The 16,506-nt window shown below is 69.2% G+C and carries 16 protein-coding genes; all 16 read right to left on the reverse strand.

Annotated elements, in window-relative coordinates; genetic code table 11:
• Positions 1–2 precede the first annotated feature (2 nt).
• Positions 3–1,574 (reverse strand): F0F1 ATP synthase subunit alpha, encoded by a 1,572-nt coding sequence (gene atpA / locus IF17_RS0123430; protein ID WP_018509908.1) that lies wholly within the window; start codon positions 1,572–1,574, stop codon positions 3–5.
• A gap of 143 nt (positions 1,575–1,717) precedes the next feature.
• Positions 1,718–2,533, reverse strand: a complete 816-nt coding sequence (locus IF17_RS0123435) for a F0F1 ATP synthase subunit delta (protein ID WP_030569136.1) — start codon at positions 2,531–2,533, stop codon at positions 1,718–1,720.
• Complete coding sequence (locus tag IF17_RS0123440) at positions 2,530–3,066, reverse strand: F0F1 ATP synthase subunit B (protein WP_030569139.1); 537 nt, start codon at positions 3,064–3,066, stop codon at positions 2,530–2,532. Before IF17_RS0123440 ends, IF17_RS0123435 begins: the two co-directional genes overlap by 4 nt.
• Before the next feature lie 41 nt (positions 3,067–3,107).
• The gene (gene atpE, locus IF17_RS0123445; RefSeq protein ID WP_015611375.1) at positions 3,108–3,338 is read right to left on the reverse strand and encodes an ATP synthase F0 subunit C; all 231 of its coding nucleotides are present in this window, start codon (positions 3,336–3,338) and stop codon (positions 3,108–3,110) included.
• 87 nt (positions 3,339–3,425) lie between these two features.
• Positions 3,426–4,259, reverse strand: a complete 834-nt coding sequence (gene atpB / locus IF17_RS0123450; RefSeq protein ID WP_030569142.1) for a F0F1 ATP synthase subunit A — start codon at positions 4,257–4,259, stop codon at positions 3,426–3,428.
• A 200-nt stretch (positions 4,260–4,459) separates the two neighbouring features.
• Positions 4,460–4,900 carry a Cg1360 family ATP-synthase-associated protein gene (locus IF17_RS0123455; protein WP_030569145.1) on the reverse strand — a complete coding sequence of 147 codons (441 nt, stop codon included), beginning with the start codon at positions 4,898–4,900 and terminating at the stop codon, positions 4,460–4,462.
• 380 nt (positions 4,901–5,280) lie between these two features.
• Entirely contained in the window at positions 5,281–5,697 is a 417-nt protein-coding gene (locus IF17_RS0123460) for a hypothetical protein (RefSeq protein ID WP_157851170.1), read from the reverse strand.
• A gap of 288 nt (positions 5,698–5,985) precedes the next feature.
• Entirely contained in the window at positions 5,986–7,377 is a 1,392-nt protein-coding gene (locus IF17_RS0123465) for an MraY family glycosyltransferase (protein WP_030569151.1), read from the reverse strand.
• A gap of 155 nt (positions 7,378–7,532) precedes the next feature.
• Positions 7,533–8,825: a serine hydroxymethyltransferase gene (locus IF17_RS0123470; protein ID WP_030569154.1), complete on the reverse strand. Its 1,293-nt coding sequence runs from the start codon at positions 8,823–8,825 to the stop codon at positions 7,533–7,535.
• 196 nt (positions 8,826–9,021) lie between these two features.
• The gene (locus IF17_RS0123475; protein WP_030569157.1) at positions 9,022–9,663 is read right to left on the reverse strand and encodes an arsenate reductase/protein-tyrosine-phosphatase family protein; all 642 of its coding nucleotides are present in this window, start codon (positions 9,661–9,663) and stop codon (positions 9,022–9,024) included.
• Positions 9,660–10,307, reverse strand: a complete 648-nt coding sequence (locus tag IF17_RS0123480) for an L-threonylcarbamoyladenylate synthase (RefSeq protein ID WP_030569160.1) — start codon at positions 10,305–10,307, stop codon at positions 9,660–9,662. Before IF17_RS0123480 ends, IF17_RS0123475 begins: the two co-directional genes overlap by 4 nt.
• Positions 10,308–10,359: 52 nt before the next feature.
• A complete protein-coding gene (gene prmC, locus IF17_RS0123485; RefSeq protein ID WP_030569164.1) occupies positions 10,360–11,205 on the reverse strand; it encodes a peptide chain release factor N(5)-glutamine methyltransferase in 846 nt (281 codons plus the stop codon).
• A gap of 46 nt (positions 11,206–11,251) precedes the next feature.
• Positions 11,252–12,328: a peptide chain release factor 1 gene (prfA, locus tag IF17_RS0123490; protein WP_030569167.1), complete on the reverse strand. Its 1,077-nt coding sequence runs from the start codon at positions 12,326–12,328 to the stop codon at positions 11,252–11,254.
• A gap of 175 nt (positions 12,329–12,503) precedes the next feature.
• Positions 12,504–12,728 carry a 50S ribosomal protein L31 gene (gene rpmE, locus IF17_RS0123495; protein ID WP_003966263.1) on the reverse strand — a complete coding sequence of 75 codons (225 nt, stop codon included), beginning with the start codon at positions 12,726–12,728 and terminating at the stop codon, positions 12,504–12,506.
• Between the two features lie 153 nt (positions 12,729–12,881).
• Positions 12,882–13,985: an LCP family protein gene (locus tag IF17_RS0123500; protein WP_030569170.1), complete on the reverse strand. Its 1,104-nt coding sequence runs from the start codon at positions 13,983–13,985 to the stop codon at positions 12,882–12,884.
• A gap of 329 nt (positions 13,986–14,314) precedes the next feature.
• Positions 14,315–16,372, reverse strand: coding sequence for a transcription termination factor Rho (rho, locus tag IF17_RS0123505; RefSeq protein ID WP_030569172.1), 2,058 nt, complete (start codon positions 16,370–16,372; stop codon positions 14,315–14,317).
• Positions 16,373–16,506: the final 134 nt, after the last annotated feature.

The raw sequence follows: 16,506 nt of genomic DNA on the forward strand, positions 1-16,506 counted from the left end.
GATCAGCCCTCGCCCAGGAGCTTGCCGTCCGAGGTCTCGAACTGCTGCTTGAAGGCGGCGATCGCGTCGGCGATCGACTGCAGCGTGTCGTCGGACATCTTGCCGCCCTCGGCGATGCTGGTCAGGAGGTCCTTGCGCTCGCGGCGCAGGTACTCCAGCAGCTCGGCCTCGAAGCGACGGATGTCCTCGACCGGGACGTCGTCCATCTTGCCCGTGGTACCGGCCCAGACGGAGACGACCTGCTCCTCCATCGGGAACGGGGCGTACTGGGGCTGCTTCAGCAGCTCGACCATGCGCTTACCGCGCTCCAGCGAGGCCTTCGAGGCCGCGTCCAGGTCGGAACCGAAGGCGGCGAACGCCTCCAGCTCGCGGTACTGGGCGAGGTCCACGCGGAGCCGGCCGGAGACCTGCTTCATGGCCTTGTGCTGGGCGGAGCCGCCGACTCGGGAGACCGAGATACCGACGTTGAGCGCCGGACGCTGACCCGCGTTGAACAGGTCGGACTCCAGGAAGCACTGGCCGTCGGTGATGGAGATGACGTTGGTCGGGATGAACGCCGACACGTCGTTCGCCTTGGTCTCGACGATCGGGAGGCCCGTCATCGAACCGGCACCCATCTCGTCGGAGAGCTTGGCGCAGCGCTCCAGCAGACGCGAGTGCAGGTAGAAGACGTCACCCGGGTAGGCCTCACGGCCCGGCGGGCGGCGCAGCAGCAGGGACACGGCGCGGTAGGCGTCGGCCTGCTTCGAGAGGTCGTCGAAGATGATCAGGACGTGCTTGCCCTGGTACATCCAGTGCTGGCCGATGGCCGAACCGGTGTACGGCGCCAGGTACTTGAAGCCGGCCGGGTCGGACGCCGGAGCGGCGACGATGGTCGTGTACTCCAGCGCGCCGGCCTCTTCGAGCGCACCACGCACGGAGGCGATGGTGGAGCCCTTCTGACCGATGGCGACGTAGATGCAGCGCACCTGCTTGTTCACGTCGCCGGAGCGCCAGTTGTCGCGCTGGTTGATGATCGTGTCGACGGCCAGAGCGGTCTTACCCGTCTGACGGTCGCCGATGATCAGCTGACGCTGGCCGCGGCCGATCGGCACCATGGCGTCGACGGCCTTGTAGCCGGTCTGCATCGGCTCGTGCACCGACTTGCGGACCATGACGCCAGGGGCCTGCAGCTCGAGGGCGCGGCGGCCGTCGGTCGCGATCTCGCCGAGACCGTCGATCGGCTGGCCGAGCGGGTCGACGACGCGGCCGAGGTAGCCCTCGCCGACGCCGACGGAGAGCACCTCACCGGTGCGCTGCACCGGCTGGCCCTCCTCGATACCGCTGAACTCGCCGAGAACGATCGCACCGATCTCGCGCTCCTCGAGGTTGAGGGCGAGACCGAGGGTTCCGTCCTCGAACTTCAGCAGCTCGTTCGCCATGGCGGAGGGCAGGCCCTCCACCTTCGCGATGCCGTCGCCGGCAACGCTGACCGTACCGACCTCCTCGCGCGAGGCCGCGTCCGGCTGGTACGACTGGACAAAGTTCTCCAGTGCGTCCCGGATCTCCTCCGGCCGGATCGTGAGCTCCGCCATCTGGGTTCCCTGCTCTCCTTGTTGGGCCCGAAGTTTCTTAAGGGGGTCTGGGGGCCGACCCCCAGGAATCTTCTGCAATTTCTGCACGGCCCAACCGGGCCGCTGGTCTTGCTTGTTCTGCTGCCTTGCTCTGCTGCGCTGTGTCAGCCGGCCATGCGACGGGTCGCCTCTTCGAGGCGCTCCGCGACGGTGCCGTTGATGATCTCGTCACCGACGCGCACCGAGATCCCGCCGAGGACCGCGGGGTCCACGTCCAGGTTCAGGTGCATCTCGCGGCCGTACAGCTTGGCGAGAGCGGCGCCGAGGCGCTGCTTCTGCCGGTCGCTGAGCGGCACCGCCGAGGTGACGACGGCGACCGCGCGGTCGCGGCGCTCCGCGGCGAGCTTGGACAGGGATTCGATCCCTGCCTCCAGGCTACGTCCCCGCGGCTGCGTCACCAGGCGGACGATGATCCGCTCGGTGACCGGCTGTGCCTTTCCGCCGAGCAGGCTGCGGAGCAGCTCGCTCTTGGCGGCGGCGGTGGCCGTACGGCTGGTGAGCGCGGCACGCAGCTCCTGGTCGGAGCCGACGATCCGGCCGAACCGGAACAGCTCGTCCTCGACGTCGTCGAGGCCGCCCGCGCGCTGAGCCGCGGTGAGGTCTGCGGTGTTCGCCAGCTCCTCGACCGAGTCCACCAGGTCACGCGACTGCGACCAGCGGGAGCGGACCAGCCCGGAGACCAGGTCGACGGCTTCGCCGCTGACCTGACCGCTGAGCAGGCGCGCGGCCAGCTCGGCCTTGCTCTCGCCGCTCTGGGCCGGGTCCGTGAGGACCCGGCGCAGCGAAACCTCGCGGTGGAGCAGCGCGGTGACCGAAGCCAGATCGTCGGCGAGGGCCGCCGCGTCGACCGACGTGTTGTCGGTCAGCGCGTCGAGCCGCTCACGTGCGGCGGCCAGTGCCTCGCGGCTCGCGCCGTTCATCGGGCGGCCTCGGCCTTCGCCTCGAGCTCGTCGAGGAAACGGTCGACGGTGCCGCTCTGCCGGGCGTGGTCCTGGAGGGACTCACCGACGAGCTTGCCGGCCAGGTCGGTGGCGAGCTTGCCCACGTCCTGGCGCAGCGCGGAGGACGCGGCCTTGCGGTCGGCCTCGATCTGGGCGTGGCCGGCGGCGATGATCTCTTCGCGCTGCCGCTGACCTTCCGCCTTCATCTCCTGGATGATGACGGCACCCTGCTCCTGCGCCTCCTGGCGCAGACGAGCGGCCTCGTGGCGGGCCTCGGCGAGCTGAGCCTTGTACTGCTCAAGAACGCTCTGAGCCTCGGTCTGAGCCGCTTCAGCCTTCTCGATGCCACCTTCGATCGCCTCGCGACGCTCGTCCAGGGCCTTGTTGATGGCCGGGAGGAGCTTCTTGTAGAAGACGAAGAAGACAATGCTGAAGCAGATGAGGCCGATAACGATCTCGGGCCAGACCGGAAACAGCGGTGACTGCGGCTCCTCAGCTGCCAGATGCAACATGGTGGACCTTTCGTCGAAAACGTATCGTCAGGTCGCCTGGACTACTTCGGGTAGATGAAGGGCGCGACGAAACCGATGAGCGCCAGGGCCTCGATGACCGCGAAGCCGAGCAGCATGTTCTGGCGGATGATGCCGGCCGCCTCGGGCTGGCGGGCGATGGCCTGCACACCGTTACCGAAGATGATGCCGATGCCGACGCCGGGGCCGATCGCCGCGAGGCCGTAACCGATGGTGCCGATGTTGCCCGTGACGGCTGCGAGAGTCTCAGACATGGATCTGTGATTCCTTCTCTTGAGTGGCCGGTGGAGATTGCATCCACCGGACGTCTAGGGGGTGTCCGGGTGGTGGCCCGGGTGTCCTCAGTGCGCTTCTTCGAGCGCCTGGGACAAGTACGTGGCGGTCAGCACGGTGAACACGTAGGCCTGCAGCGCCTGGATGAACATCTCGAAGACGGTCAGGGCCAGCGTGACGGCGAACGACGCGGTGGCGTACACGGTGCCGAGCACGGTGCCGAGCATGTACCAGGTCGCGATCGTGAAGACCAGAATGAGGATGTGACCCGCGAACATGTTCGCGAAGAGCCGGACCGCCAGCGTGAAGGGGCGCACGAAGATGTTCGAGACGAACTCGATCGGCGTCAAGATCACGTAGATCGGCTTGGGCAGGCCGCTCGGCACGCACAGGTTGCGGATACCGCCGACGAAGCCGTTGTTCCGGAAGGTCACGGACATGTAGACGACCCAAACCAGCAGGGCCAGTCCGACCGGGTAGGCGATGAGCGAGGTCACCGGGAACTGTGCGAGCGGGATGATCGCCCACAGGTTCATCACCCAGATGAAGAAGAAGAGCGACACCAGCAGCGGGACAAAGGGCTCGCCCTTCTTGCCGATGATCTCCTTGGCGATGCCTCGGTGCACGAAGTCGTAGAGGATCTCGGCGATCGACTGCAGCTTGCCGGGAACGACCTTGGGCTTGGAGAAGCCGGCCCAGAACAGGCTCACGATGACGATCGTTCCGATGATCGCCAGCAGCATCGGCTTGTTGAAGTCGACCGGACCGATACTGAAGATCGGGTCGAAGATGAACGACCACGCGCTCGGGGCTGGGAATCCGCACGAGCCCTGGAACAGGTGGCAGTCAACCTCGAAGGCGAGCGTCTGGGCGTCAGCAGTCACCAGGAGCTCCTTCTGCATGGCGCATGGATACGGCTACCTCGTTGTATCGGAGCGGCTGGCAGCCGCAGGTCGGCACCGGACTGGTTCTTACGGTGAGGAGGCGGCGGCCGGGCCCGAAGCCTCGCGATGAATCAGGCGACAGCCGTGTTGTCCGCGCCCGCAGTACCGCAACCGAGACCGGACGATAGCAGCATGTCGAACAGGGCTTTATCCCGGCCCTACTGGTCATGCTTCCCCTTGGTTCCACCCGGGGCGTTCCGGCTCTCCGCCTCCGGATCGACGTACAGGGTCTTGCTCCTGGCGTGCAGCACGGTCTGCGTGATGATCCAGGTGATCACCGAGGCGACCAGCGTGAGGGCGAAGACCTGGAGATCGAAGAGAGTGGTGTTCCTGATAGCCATGATCAGGCCGAGCAGGAGCACCAGTTGGACCGAGTAGACCAGCAGCCCCATGCCCTGGAAAAGGTGCGGCATCGACTTGGCGACCCACTGCAACGCCAACTGTCCGAGGGCCATGAAGAGAATGACCACCACGCAGCCCACGACAGCGCCGATCGCTCCCTTGCCGCCGGCGACGAGCCCGCCGACAAGCGTGGCGATGGCTCCCACCGCGGCGGTGGGGGTGGCGATGCGCAGTACTTCGCGCATGTCGGACTGCATGGCGGCAGCTCCACTGGTCTGAGGGAGGAATGGGGCGTCGTCATGGACGAGCTTAGGCCCGGTCCGCGAGGCGGTTTTACGGGTACGAGGACCGTCTCACCAGGATCCTTCGGCTCCGCCACCGGGTCTCGTGAACGGTATCACAAACTATTTGATGAGGTCTTTACCTGGAAAGTGTGCCAACTGTCACACGTGAGAGTTAGTCCGCGCGCCTGAGCGCGAAAGGGGGCGACTTGTCTGCTATTGGGATACTTCCAACCTGGCGCGAAGACCATCAGGACGAGTGAGCGGCTGCAGAGCACCGCCGACGCCGGACACGACGATCGGCGGCTGCCGAAGCAGCCGCCGATCAACCCGTTGCGTTCAGTCTCGGGTGAAGGTCAGGAGAACTTGACCTTCCCCTCGATCGTGGAGGCCCCTCCGGCCCAACTGCGGCCGGCCTGCACGCGGAAGCACGTCCCCTTCTTCACCGACTTGTCGAAGGTGTAGTACTCCCCTTTCTTCTTCTTGAAGTCCTTCCACCCCGTCAGCGACTTCCAGTCCTTGCCGCACGTGATCAGACGAACGCCGATCGCGTGGTTGAACGTCTTCTTGGTGATGGTGTACTTGACCTTTCCGGTCTTCTTCCCCTTCTTGAACTTCTCCGGGGATTCCTTCTTCTCCAGCGGACTGGTGGCAACGGTGAACTTCTTCGTCGCCTTGGCCTCGATCGACTGCGCAGCGGGAGACTCCGCAGCCTGGGCGACCCCCGCCCCGAGCAGACCGCTCACCATCACAGCCGATACGGCTATACCCATGAATTTACGCACTGCTTCCCCCTCAATAGCTTTGCTGATTGACAGCCCTGCCCTGGTCACGGGCACGACAGGAAGGGACGCTAGTTGGCACGGCCGGACAGCTGCAAACAAGATTCCGGGAAATCCTCCAGGCGCGCGCAGAGGAATGTCCTATTCCTCAATTGCGTCGAGCCTCTACCAAGAGGCCCGCGCAAACGAGATCGACATACGTGCTGATCAAGGACGTGATCACAGAGGTGCGAGGAGTTGCGGTACGCAAATCAGCCAATCCTCAGACGATCCGAATCGTCAGCGCGAGGAGTCGATCGAGCGGCGCTCAGGGAAACGCGAACGGGCGCCGATCGCGGTCGCCCCGTTGACGCCGGACACCCCGACCGCCACAGGAGCCCGTTCGGGGCTCTCCTCGCCCATCTGAGCGTCTTCCGGGGCCTGTTGGGCCCCGGAGGTCACGAGCTCCGGCTTCTCCTCGTACGCGGGGGAGGAAGCCTGCTCCGGGGCGGGGCGGCGGTAGCGCGGCGGGACGAAGCGGTTGGCCCAGTGCGGGGTGCGGGGGGTGAAGCGCGGCATCAGCAGGAGGACCAGGCCCACCGCGCTCGCCGCAATGATCACGAAGACGATCCACATCGAGGCCGAGTGCACCGAGTAGCCGACGGCGCCGAAGGCGATCAGGGCCGACCAGAAGTACATGATCAGCACGGCCCGGCTGTGCGAGTGGCCGATCTCCAGCAGGCGGTGGTGCAGGTGGCCCCGGTCGGCGGCGAACGGCGACTGGCCGTTCCAGGTGCGCCGGACGATGGCCAGGATCAGGTCCGCGGCCGGGATGGCGATGATCGTCAGCGGCAGCACCAGCGGGATGAAGACCGGGAGCATCGCGTGGGTGGCCCCGCGCTCGCTGCCCTGGAAGAAGATCTGCATGCTGTCCGGGTCGACCTGGCCGGTGATCGAGATCGCGCCCGCCGCCAGCACCAGGCCGATCAGCATCGAGCCCGAGTCCCCCATGAAGATCCGCGCCGGATGCATGTTGTGCGGCAGGAAGCCGATGCACATGCCCATCAGGATCGCCGCGAACAGCGTCGCGGGGGCCGCCGCCTCGATCCCGTACCCCATCCAGAGGCGGTAGGCGTAGAGGAAGAACGCCGTCGAGGCGATGCACACCATGCCCGCCGCGAGCCCGTCCAGGCCGTCGACGAAGTTGACCGCGTTGATCGTGATGACGACCAGCGCCACCGTGAGGAGCGTGCCCTGCCACTGGGTGAGGGCGACCGTGCCGATGCCGGGGATCGGCAGCCACAGGATCGTGAGGCCCTGGATGACCATCACGGCGGCGGCGATCATCTGGCCGCCGAGCTTGATCAGGGCGTCGATCTCGAACTTGTCGTCGAGCACGCCGATCAGCCAGATCAGGGCGGCGCCGGAGAGCAACGCCCTTGGCTCGTTGGAGAGTTCGAAGACACCCTTCAGGTTGAAGAGGTGGTCGGCGACGATCAGTCCCGCACACAGTCCACCGAACATGGCGATCCCACCGAGCCGGGGTGTCGGCTCCCGGTGGACGTCGCGCGCACGGATCGCGGGCATCGCCCCGACCGCGATGGCGAACTTACGCACCGGTCCGGTCAGCAGATAGGTCACCGCTGCCGTGACACAGAGCGTCAGCAGGTAATCACGCACGGGCTGCCCCACAGAATTCGCCGGCCATCCAAAACCCACACCCTAGTCTCAGGAACAAGGACTCCACGGTACGGGTGATGGTTGCACAGGGTTCGTCTGCCCCGGATACGCCGGAGCCCCACTCCGGAAACGGTCCGGGCGACTACACCGGGTACGGCGGATCGCAGCTACTGCGGGTACGGCGGATTGCGCGCGGCCAGTTCCCGGACCTCCGCCGCGACCGGGCTCACATCGCCCGGCTCCCGGACCGCCGCCCCGAACAGCGCCGCGATCCGCGCCATGTCCCCCTCGTCCATGCCCTGCGTGGTGACGGCGGCCGTCCCCAGCCGGATGCCCCGGGCCTCCCCGTACGGCAGCGCACAGGTGTCCAGGACCATGCCGGCCGCCGACAGCCGCTCGCGGGCGGTACGGCCGTCGACGCCCAGCGGGGCCGGGTCCGCCACGATGATGTGGGTGTCCGTGCCGCCCGTCGTCACCTCGAAGCCCTCGGCCTCAAGACCCGCCGCCAGCACCCGGGCGTGCGCGACCACCTGGTGCGCGTACAGCGTGTACGCCGGTGTCTCCGCCTCCCCGAACGCGACCGCCTTCGCCGCCACCGTGTGCATCTGCGCGCCGCCCTGGGTGAAGGGGAACACCGCGCGGTCGATCCGCTCGGCCAGCTCCGCGCCGCACAGGATCATCCCGCCGCGCGGTCCACGCAGCACCTTGTGCGTGGTGGCGCAGACCACGTCCGCGTACGGGACCGGGCTCGGCGCCGCTCCCCCGGCGATCAGCCCCATCGGGTGGGCGGCATCGGCGATCAGATACGCGCCCACCTCGTCGGCGATCTCCCGGAACAGCTCGTAGTCAGGGTGGCGGGGGTAGGAGATCGAGCCGCAGACGATCGCCTTGGGGCGGCGGGCGCGGGCCAGGGCGCGGAGCCGGGGGTAGTCGATGAGCCCGGTCGTCGGGTCCACCCCGTAGCCGACGAAGTCGAACCAGCGGCCGGAGAAGTTGCCGGGTGCCCCGTGGGTGAGGTGTCCCCCGTACGGGAGTCCCATCGCGAGCACAGTGTCCCCCGGGCGCAGCAGTGCGGCGTAGGCGGCGAGGACGGCCGATGAGCCGGAGTGCGGCTGGACGTTGGCGTGTTCGGCGCCGAAGAGGGCGGTGGCGCGGCGCACCGCGATGCGCTCGGCGGCGTCCGCGTGTTCGCAGCCGCCGTGGTGGCGGGCGCCCGGGTACCCCTCGGCGTACTTGTTGGCGAGCGGGGAGCCGAGGGCGGCCAGGACCGCGGGCGAGGTGAAGTTCTCGGCGGCGATCAGCTGGAGGGTTGAAGCCTGCCGGTTCCGCTCGGAGAGCAGGACCCCGGCGATCTCCGGGTCCTGGCGGAGCAGGGCACCGAAGTCCTGGGGCAGGGCCTCGGACGCGGCCGGCACGGCTGCGGGGACGGGTGCGGGAGCTGCGGGAGAGGTGACCGGCATGGGACGGCTCCGGGCCTGGAGGAGGGTGTGCCGGCGAGGGGGCCGGTGTCAGCTCCAATGTAGGCCGGGGCGGGGCGGTGTGCCCGCTGTCGCGGCGCCCCGTACGCCGGTCGGCGCACCGGGCGTACCGGTCGCACCGGCGCTCGGTACGGAGCGCGTACGGGCATCGGCGCACCGTACGGCGCGCGCGAGGCCGTCAGTGCGGCGCGCGTACGCCCGTGAGCGCCGTGACCACCGGGTCGAGCGCCTGGTTGATCTCGTCGCCGATGGAGCGGAAGAAGGTAATGGGCGCGCCGTACGGGTCGTAGACCTCGTCCGCCTCGGCGGTCGGGGCCAGCAGCCAGCCGCGCAGGGCGGCGGCGGCGCGGACCAGGGCGCGGGCGCGCTCGACGACGCCCTCGTCGAGCGGGTCGGGCAGGGTGGCGGGGTCTATCGCCCGCACCAGCCGGGTGAACTCCTTGAGCGTGAAGGTGCGCAGGCCCGCGGAGTGGCCCATGGAGATGACCTGGGCGCGGTGGTCGCGGGTGGCGGTGAGGACGAGGTCGGCGCGGATCACGTGCTCGTCGAGCAGCTCGCGGCCGACGAAGCCGGTGGCGTCCGCGCCGAAGTCGGCCAGGACGACCTCGGCGTTGGCCTCCATGGGGGCACCCTCATGGCCCCAGGTGCCCGCGCTCTCCACGATCAGGCCGCCGCTGAGCGGGTCGCCGAGGCGGCCCACCAGGGCATGGCGGGTCAGCCGCTCGGTGATCGGTGAGCGGCAGACGTTGCCGGTGCTGACGTGGAGGATGCGGAAGGTGTCGGTCCGCCCCGCTATGCCACGCCCCTCGGGCGCGGTCAATTGGCCACCTCGAGGTCGGGGACCACCTTGCGCAGCTCCTCGACGGAGAGCGCACCGGCCCGCAGGAGGACCGGGACTGCGCCGGTGACGTCGACGATGGAGGACGGCACGATGCCGGGGGTCGGGCCGCCGTCGAGGTAGACGGAGACGGAGTCGCCGAGCATGCCCTGGGCGGCGTCGCAGTCCTCGGGCGAGGGGTGTCCGGTGAGGTTGGCGCTGGAGACGGCCATCGGGCCGACCTCGGTCAGCAGCTCGATGGCGACGGGGTGCAGCGGCATCCGGATGGCGACGGTGCCCCGGGTGTCGCCGAGGTCCCACTGGAGCGAGGGCTGGTGCCTGGCGACCAGGGTGAGGGCGCCGGGCCAGAAGGCGTCGACCAGCTCCCAGGCCTGCTCGGAGAAGTCGGTGACCAGGCCGTGCAGGGTGTTCGGGGAGCCGATGAGGACGGGGGTGGGCATGTTGCGGCCGCGCCCCTTGGCGTCCAGCAGGTCGGCGACGCCCTCGGCGCTGAAGGCGTCCGCACCGATCCCGTACACGGTGTCGGTGGGCAGCACGACCAGTTCGCCTCGGCGGATCGCGGAGGCGGCCTCGCGCAGCCCCGTGGTCCGGTCGGTGGCGTCGTTGCAGTCGTATCGCCGTGCCATCAGCCGGCCTCCTCGAGCGTGTACGGGTACGGGGTGTGGCGTCGGGGGCCGGTCACGGCATGGCCTTACGGGCGGTGGCGAACCGGGGCCGCTTGTTCAGGTCGGGGTGGTCGGCCGCATCGGCCCAGCCCCGCTCCTCGGTGAAGATCCACGGCACCTGGCCGCCCTGGGTGTCGGCGTGCTCGATGACGACGAGGCCGCCGGGGCGGAGCAGACGGTGGGCGGTGCGTTCGATGCCGCGGATGGTGTCGAGGCCGTCCTCGCCGGAGAAGAGGGCCATCTCCGGGTCGTGGTCGCGGGCCTCGGGGGCGACGTACTCCCATTCGGTGAGCGGGATGTACGGCGGGTTGGAGATCACCAGGTCGACCTGGCCGTCGAGCTCGGGAAGGGCGCTCAGGGCGTCTCCCTTGTGGACGGTGACCCTGGACCCCTCGGCGTTCTTCCGGGTCCACCTGAGGGCGTCCTCGGAGAGCTCCACGGCGTGTACGCGGGAGCGCGGGACCTCCTGCGCCATGGCGAGCGCGATGGCGCCCGATCCGGTGCACAGGTCGACGACGACGGGCTCCACGACGTCCATCGCGCGGACGGCGTCTATGGCCCAGCCGACGACCGACTCGGTCTCCGGCCGGGGCACGAAGACGCCGGGCCCCACCTGGAGCTCCAGGTAGCGGAAGAAGGCGCGGCCGGTGATGTGCTGGAGCGGTTCGCGGGCCTCACGACGGGCGATGGTCTCCCAGTACCGGGCGTCGAAGTCGGTGTCGGGCACCTGGTGCAGCTCGCCCCGCTTCACGCCGTGCACGAAGGCCGCGAGTTCCTCGGCGTCGAATCGCGGTGAGGGGACACCGGCGTCGGCCAGCCGCTGGGTGGCCTGGGCCACCTCGGCGAGCAGCAGGTTCATCGCGGTTCTCCGTACGGTTCACGGGTGTGCGGGGCGGGCGGTGCGCTTACGCGTTGGCGAGCTTGGCGGCGGAGTCTGCGTCGACGCACGCCTGGATGACGGCGTCGAGCTCTCCGTCGAGCACCTGGTCCAAGTTGTACGCCTTGAAGCCGACGCGGTGGTCCGAGATGCGGTTTTCCGGGAAGTTGTACGTGCGGATCTTCTCGGAGCGGTCGACCGTACGGACCTGGCTGCGGCGCACGTCGGAGGCCTCCTGCTCGGCGGCCTCCTGGGCGGCGGCCAGCAGCCGGGAGCGCAGGATGCGCATGGCCTGCTCCTTGTTCTGGAGCTGGCTCTTCTCGTTCTGGCAGGAGGCGACGACGCCGGTCGGCAGGTGCGTGATGCGGACGGCGGAGTCGGTCGTGTTGACGGACTGGCCGCCGGGGCCGGAGGAGCGGTAGACGTCGATGCGCAGGTCGTTGGCGTGGATCTCGACCTCGACCTCCTCGGCCTCGGGGGTGACGAGCACGCCCGCGGCGGAGGTGTGGATACGGCCCTGGGACTCGGTGGAGGGCACGCGCTGCACCCGGTGCACCCCGCCCTCGTACTTCATCCGGGCCCAGACGCCCTGGCCGGGCTCGGTGGCGCCGTTGCCGCCCTTGGTCTTGACGGCGACCTGGACGTCCTTGTAGCCGCCGAGCTCGGACTCGGTGGAGTCGATGATCTCGGTCTTCCAGCCGATGCGCTCGGCGTACCGCAGGTACATGCGCAGCAGGTCACCGGCGAACAGGGCGGACTCGTCGCCGCCGGCGCCCGCCTTGATCTCCAGGAGGACATCCTTGTCATCGCTGGGGTCGCGCGGGACGAGGAGGAGGCGGAGCTTCTCGGTGAGCTCTTCGCGCTCCTTCTCCAGGTCCTTGACCTCGGCAGCGAAGTCGGGGTCGTCCGCGGCGTACTCGCGGGCGGTCTCGATGTCCTCGCCGGTCTGCTTCCAGGCCCGGTACGTGGAGACGATCGGGGTCAGCTCCGCGTAGCGCTTGTTCAGCTTGCGCGCGTTGGCCTGGTCGGCGTGGACCGACGGGTCGGCGAGCTTCTTCTCAAGACCGGCGTGTTCACCGATCAGTTCCTCGACCGCCTCGAACATTCGGGGGCTCCTGGTTGGTCTGAATTCTGCGGGCCTGCTGGAGGGCGTACTGCCCGGTGAGGTGTCCGGAGGGCTCCCCCGGACGACGGAGGGGCTCCCCCGGACACCTGACCGGAAAAAACGCCGGTTCCGACGCCCCCGGGAAGAGGGCGCCAGGAACCGGCGCAGTGGCTCGCTACTTGCTGGCGGAGCCGGCAGCCTTGCCGAAGCGGGCCTCGAAGCGGGCCACGCGGCCGCCGGTGTCGAGGATCTTCTGCTTGCCCGTGTAGAACGGGTGGCACTCGGAGCAGACGTCGGCACGGATGGTGCCGTTGTCGATGGTGCTCCGGGTGGTGAACGACGCACCGCAGGTGCAGCTGACCTGCGTCTCGACGTACTCGGGGTGGATGTCGCGCTTCAAGGTGTCTCCTAGTTTCGGGAGGGCGCCGGGTCGTCCGCGCGGATTGCGCGGCCGTGAACCGGGGCCGACGCACCAGTCTGCCAGGACCGGCCGTATCTCCCAAAACCGGGGGCGGGCCGCAGGTATTCCCGGGCCCCTTCCGCCCGGTGCGCCTCAGCGCACCACCTGTCCGGCGTCTCCCTTGTCCCCCGCGGACTTCTCGGTGGCGGAGGCGGGGATGGGCCGGTCCTGCTTCAGCGCGGCCCACACCTGCTTGCCGGCCTTCTCCTGCGGGAGGACCCGGTTCGGGTCGGCGGGGTCGTACTCCACCGGCAGGGTCACCATGTGCACGTTGTCCGCGCCGAGCCCCTTGAGGCCGTTCGCGAACCCGGTGAGCTTCTTGACCGAGCCGAGGCCGGAGTCGGTGGTGACGGCCTTGGTCGCGGCGTCCGCGAGGCCGAACAGCTTCTTCGGGCTGGAGAAGACGCCGACGCTCTTCGCCTGCTCCATCAGCGCCTTGATGAACGCCTGCTGGAGCTGGATACGGCCGAGGTCGCTGCCGTCCCCGACGCTCTTGCGGGTACGGACGAGGCCGAGGGACTCCTCCCCGTCCAGGGTGTGGGTGCCCGGCTCCAGGTCGAGATGGCTCTTGGAGTCGTTGATGGCGGTCTTCGTGGTGATCTCGACGCCGCCCAGCTCGTCGATGAGCTTCTCGAAGCCGGTGAAGTCGACCTCGACGTAGTGGTCCATGCGGATACCGGACATCGATTCGACGGTCTTCACCGCGCAGGCCGGGCCGCCGACCTCGTACGCCGTGTTGAACATGGCCCGGTGTTCGGCCGGGACCGTCTCGTCCGTCGTGTCACTCGCGCAGGAGGGGCGTTCGATGAGGGTGTCGCGCGGTATCGAGACGACGCTCGCCGACTTGTGGCCCTTGTCGACGTGCAGGACCATCGCCGTGTCGGAGCGGGCCGCGCCCTCGTCGGCGCCGTACTTGCCGTTGTCACCGGAGCGCGAGTCGGAGCCCAGCACCAGGATGTCCTGCGAGCCGTCGTCCACGTCGTCGGGGCGGTCGGTGCCGAGCTTGGCGTCGATGTCGATGCTGGAGAGGTTGCCGTCGAGCGTGACGTACGCGTATCCGAGCCCGGCCCCGCCGACGACCACCACGCCCGCCACCGTCCAGGCCGTGACGGCCTTGGCGCGCTGACGGCGGGTGGGCTTCCTCCGGCGGGCGCCGGTGCCGCGTATCCGCCCCGGGGTCTTCTTCTGCTCGCTCACGCGTCTCCCTCGTACGGCGTTCCGCTGCTCCTCGCCCCCGGCCGTGACGGTTCCGGGAGGGTTTGTCATCTCTTGATCAAACGGCGAAGCAGCAAGAAGGGTTGCACAGGGCCCTGTGAGTGCCGTGTGAGCGGCGACGGGTGCGAGCGGGTCGGCGGGCGGGCCGCGATTCCGCTTTCACCTGCGGTTTCGTGCCCCTGACACGTATCGGCGGAGGTGCCGTGCGGCGGGCCGGCGTGTGGCAAAGGTCTCGGGGCGGGGGCCGGGAACGCCGAGGGCCCCCGGCACCGTGGTGCTGGGGGCCCTCGGCGTCAACTGCCGTGGATACGTCAGTCGTTGCCGTTTCCGCTGCCCGGTGTCGTCTTCTGGATCTGGAGCAGGAACTCCGCGTTGGACTGGGTCTTCTTCATCCGGTCCAGGAGGAGCTCGATCGCCTGCTGCTGGTCGAGCGCGTGCAGCACCCGGCGCAGCTTCCAGACGACCGCCAGCTCGTCGGTGCCGAGCAGGATCTCTTCCTTACGGGTGGAGGACGCGTCGACGTCCACCGCCGGGAAGATGCGCTTGTCCGAGAGCTTCCGGTCGAGCTTGAGCTCCATGTTGCCGGTGCCCTTGAACTCCTCGAAGATCACCTCGTCCATGCGCGAGCCGGTCTCGACGAGCGCGGTGGCCAGGATGGTCAGCGAGCCGCCGTCCTCGATGTTGCGCGCGGCACCGAAGAAGCGCTTCGGCGGGTACAGCGCGGTCGAGTCGACACCACCGGAGAGGATGCGGCCGGAGGCGGGCGCCGCGAGGTTGTACGCGCGGCCCAGACGGGTGATCGAGTCGAGCAGGACGACCACGTCGTGACCCAGCTCCACGAGACGCTTGGCGCGCTCGATGGCCAGCTCGGCGACGGTGGTGTGGTCCTCGGCGGGGCGGTCGAAGGTCGAGGAGATGACCTCGCCCTTCACCGACCGCTGCATGTCGGTGACCTCTTCCGGACGCTCGTCGACCAGGACGACCATCAGGTGGCACTCGGGGCTGTTGACCGTGATCGCGTTGGCGATGGCCTGCAGGATCATGGTCTTACCGGTCTTCGGCGGGGCCACGATGAGGCCACGCTGACCCTTGCCGATCGGGGCCACCAGGTCGATGATCCGCGTCGTCAGGATGTTGGAGTCGGTCTCCAGACGGAGCCGGTCCTGCGGGTAGAGCGGGGTGAGCTTCTGGAACTCGGGGCGGCCCCGGCCGGACTCGGGGGCCATGCCGTTGACCGAGTCGAGGCGGACCAGCGCGTTGAACTTCTCGCGCCGCTCGCCGTCCTTGGGCTGGCGCACCGCACCGGTGACGTGGTCACCCTTGCGCAGGCCGTTCTTGCGGACCTGGGCGAGCGAGACGTACACGTCGTTCGGGCCCGGCAGGTAGCCGGAGGTCCGGATGAACGCGTAGTTGTCGAGGATGTCCAGGATGCCCGCGACGGGGATCAGGACGTCGTCGTCGGCCACCTGCACATCGCTGGCGAAGTCGTCGCGGCCACGACGGCCACGGCGGTCGCGGTAGCGGCCACGACGGCCGCGGCGGCCGCCCGCCTCGTCGTCGAAGTCGTCCTGCGGACCGTTGTCACGGTTCTGCTGGCCCTGACCGCCCTGGCCCTGGCTCTGACCCTGGCCCTGGCGCTGCGGGCGCTGCCCGCCGCCCTGCTGGCCCTGGTCGTCGCCCTTGCCCCGGCGGTCGCGCCGGCCCTCACGGCCCTCACGGCGCTCCCCGCGCTCGCCCCGGTCACCGCGCTCGCGGTCACCACGGCCCTGGCGGTCGCCGCGGCGGCCCTCGGCGGTGTCGGCGGCGGCCTCGGCCTTGGCGTCGCCCTTGGGCTCGCCGCGGTCCTCGGTCTTCTGCTCGGCCTGGGGCTCCGCCTTGACCTCGGTCTTCGCCTCGGTCTTGGTCTCGGGGCTGCCCGCCTGCGCGGTGGCGCGGCGGCGACGGCGCTCGCCCGTGGGCTGCTCGTCGCTGGCCGGCTGGCCGGGGATGTCGATCTGCTGCTGGGCCGCCTTCTCGGCGGCGGCCTCGTCCCCGGTGCGCGCCTTGGAGGTGGCACGCCGCTTGGGCTTGCTCTCCGCCTCGGCGGCGGGTGCCTCAGCGGCCTTGGAGGAGGCCTTGGGGGCGGCGGATCCGCCGCTGGCCTGCGCCTCCTTGATGACCTCGATCAGCTGGCTCTTGCGCATCCGCGCAGTACCCCTGATGCCGAGGCCGGACGCGACCTGCTGCAGCTCGGCCAGGACCATGCCCTCGAGGCCGGTGCCGGAGCGGCGGCGCCGTGCGGTGGTGCCAGTGGCAGCACCTTCGGCGGGCGCGGCGCTGTCGACGTTCTTGTCGGCAGTGACGCCCATCAGATCGGTGGTGTCGCTCACGAAGGGTCCTTCCCTGGAGCGGACGTCGGCCTTCTGGCTCGGCGACCGGTTGTGCTGTCCGACTGGTCTGTTGATCTTGCTGGATCGCGGACCTTGCCGGGGCGGTGGTCCGCCGGGTACGGCGGAGAGATGAA

The organism is Streptomyces cyaneofuscatus, from assembly GCF_000718135.1.
Classification (GTDB): domain Bacteria; phylum Actinomycetota; class Actinomycetes; order Streptomycetales; family Streptomycetaceae; genus Streptomyces; species Streptomyces cyaneofuscatus.

Excerpts from the sequence above, each read along its gene's own strand:
- IF17_RS0123470 (WP_030569154.1), bottom strand. The coding sequence starts at position 8,825 with ATGCCGGTCACCTCTCCCGCAGCTCCCGCACCCGTCCCCGCAGCCGTG.
- IF17_RS0123435 (WP_030569136.1), bottom strand. The coding sequence starts at position 2,533 with ATGAACGGCGCGAGCCGCGAGGCACTGGCCGCCGCACGTGAGCGGCTC.
- atpE (WP_015611375.1), bottom strand. The coding sequence starts at position 3,338 with ATGTCTGAGACTCTCGCAGCCGTCACGGGCAACATCGGCACCATCGGT.
- atpA (WP_018509908.1), bottom strand. The coding sequence starts at position 1,574 with ATGGCGGAGCTCACGATCCGGCCGGAGGAGATCCGGGACGCACTGGAG.
- prmC (WP_030569164.1), bottom strand. The coding sequence starts at position 11,205 with ATGAACCTGCTGCTCGCCGAGGTGGCCCAGGCCACCCAGCGGCTGGCC.
- IF17_RS0123440 (WP_030569139.1), bottom strand. The coding sequence starts at position 3,066 with ATGTTGCATCTGGCAGCTGAGGAGCCGCAGTCACCGCTGTTTCCGGTC.
- IF17_RS0123455 (WP_030569145.1), bottom strand. The coding sequence starts at position 4,900 with ATGCAGTCCGACATGCGCGAAGTACTGCGCATCGCCACCCCCACCGCC.
- prfA (WP_030569167.1), bottom strand. The coding sequence starts at position 12,328 with ATGTTCGAGGCGGTCGAGGAACTGATCGGTGAACACGCCGGTCTTGAG.
- IF17_RS0123480 (WP_030569160.1), bottom strand. The coding sequence starts at position 10,307 with ATGGCACGGCGATACGACTGCAACGACGCCACCGACCGGACCACGGGG.
- IF17_RS0123460 (WP_157851170.1), bottom strand. The coding sequence starts at position 5,697 with ATGGGTATAGCCGTATCGGCTGTGATGGTGAGCGGTCTGCTCGGGGCG.
- atpB (WP_030569142.1), bottom strand. The coding sequence starts at position 4,259 with ATGCAGAAGGAGCTCCTGGTGACTGCTGACGCCCAGACGCTCGCCTTC.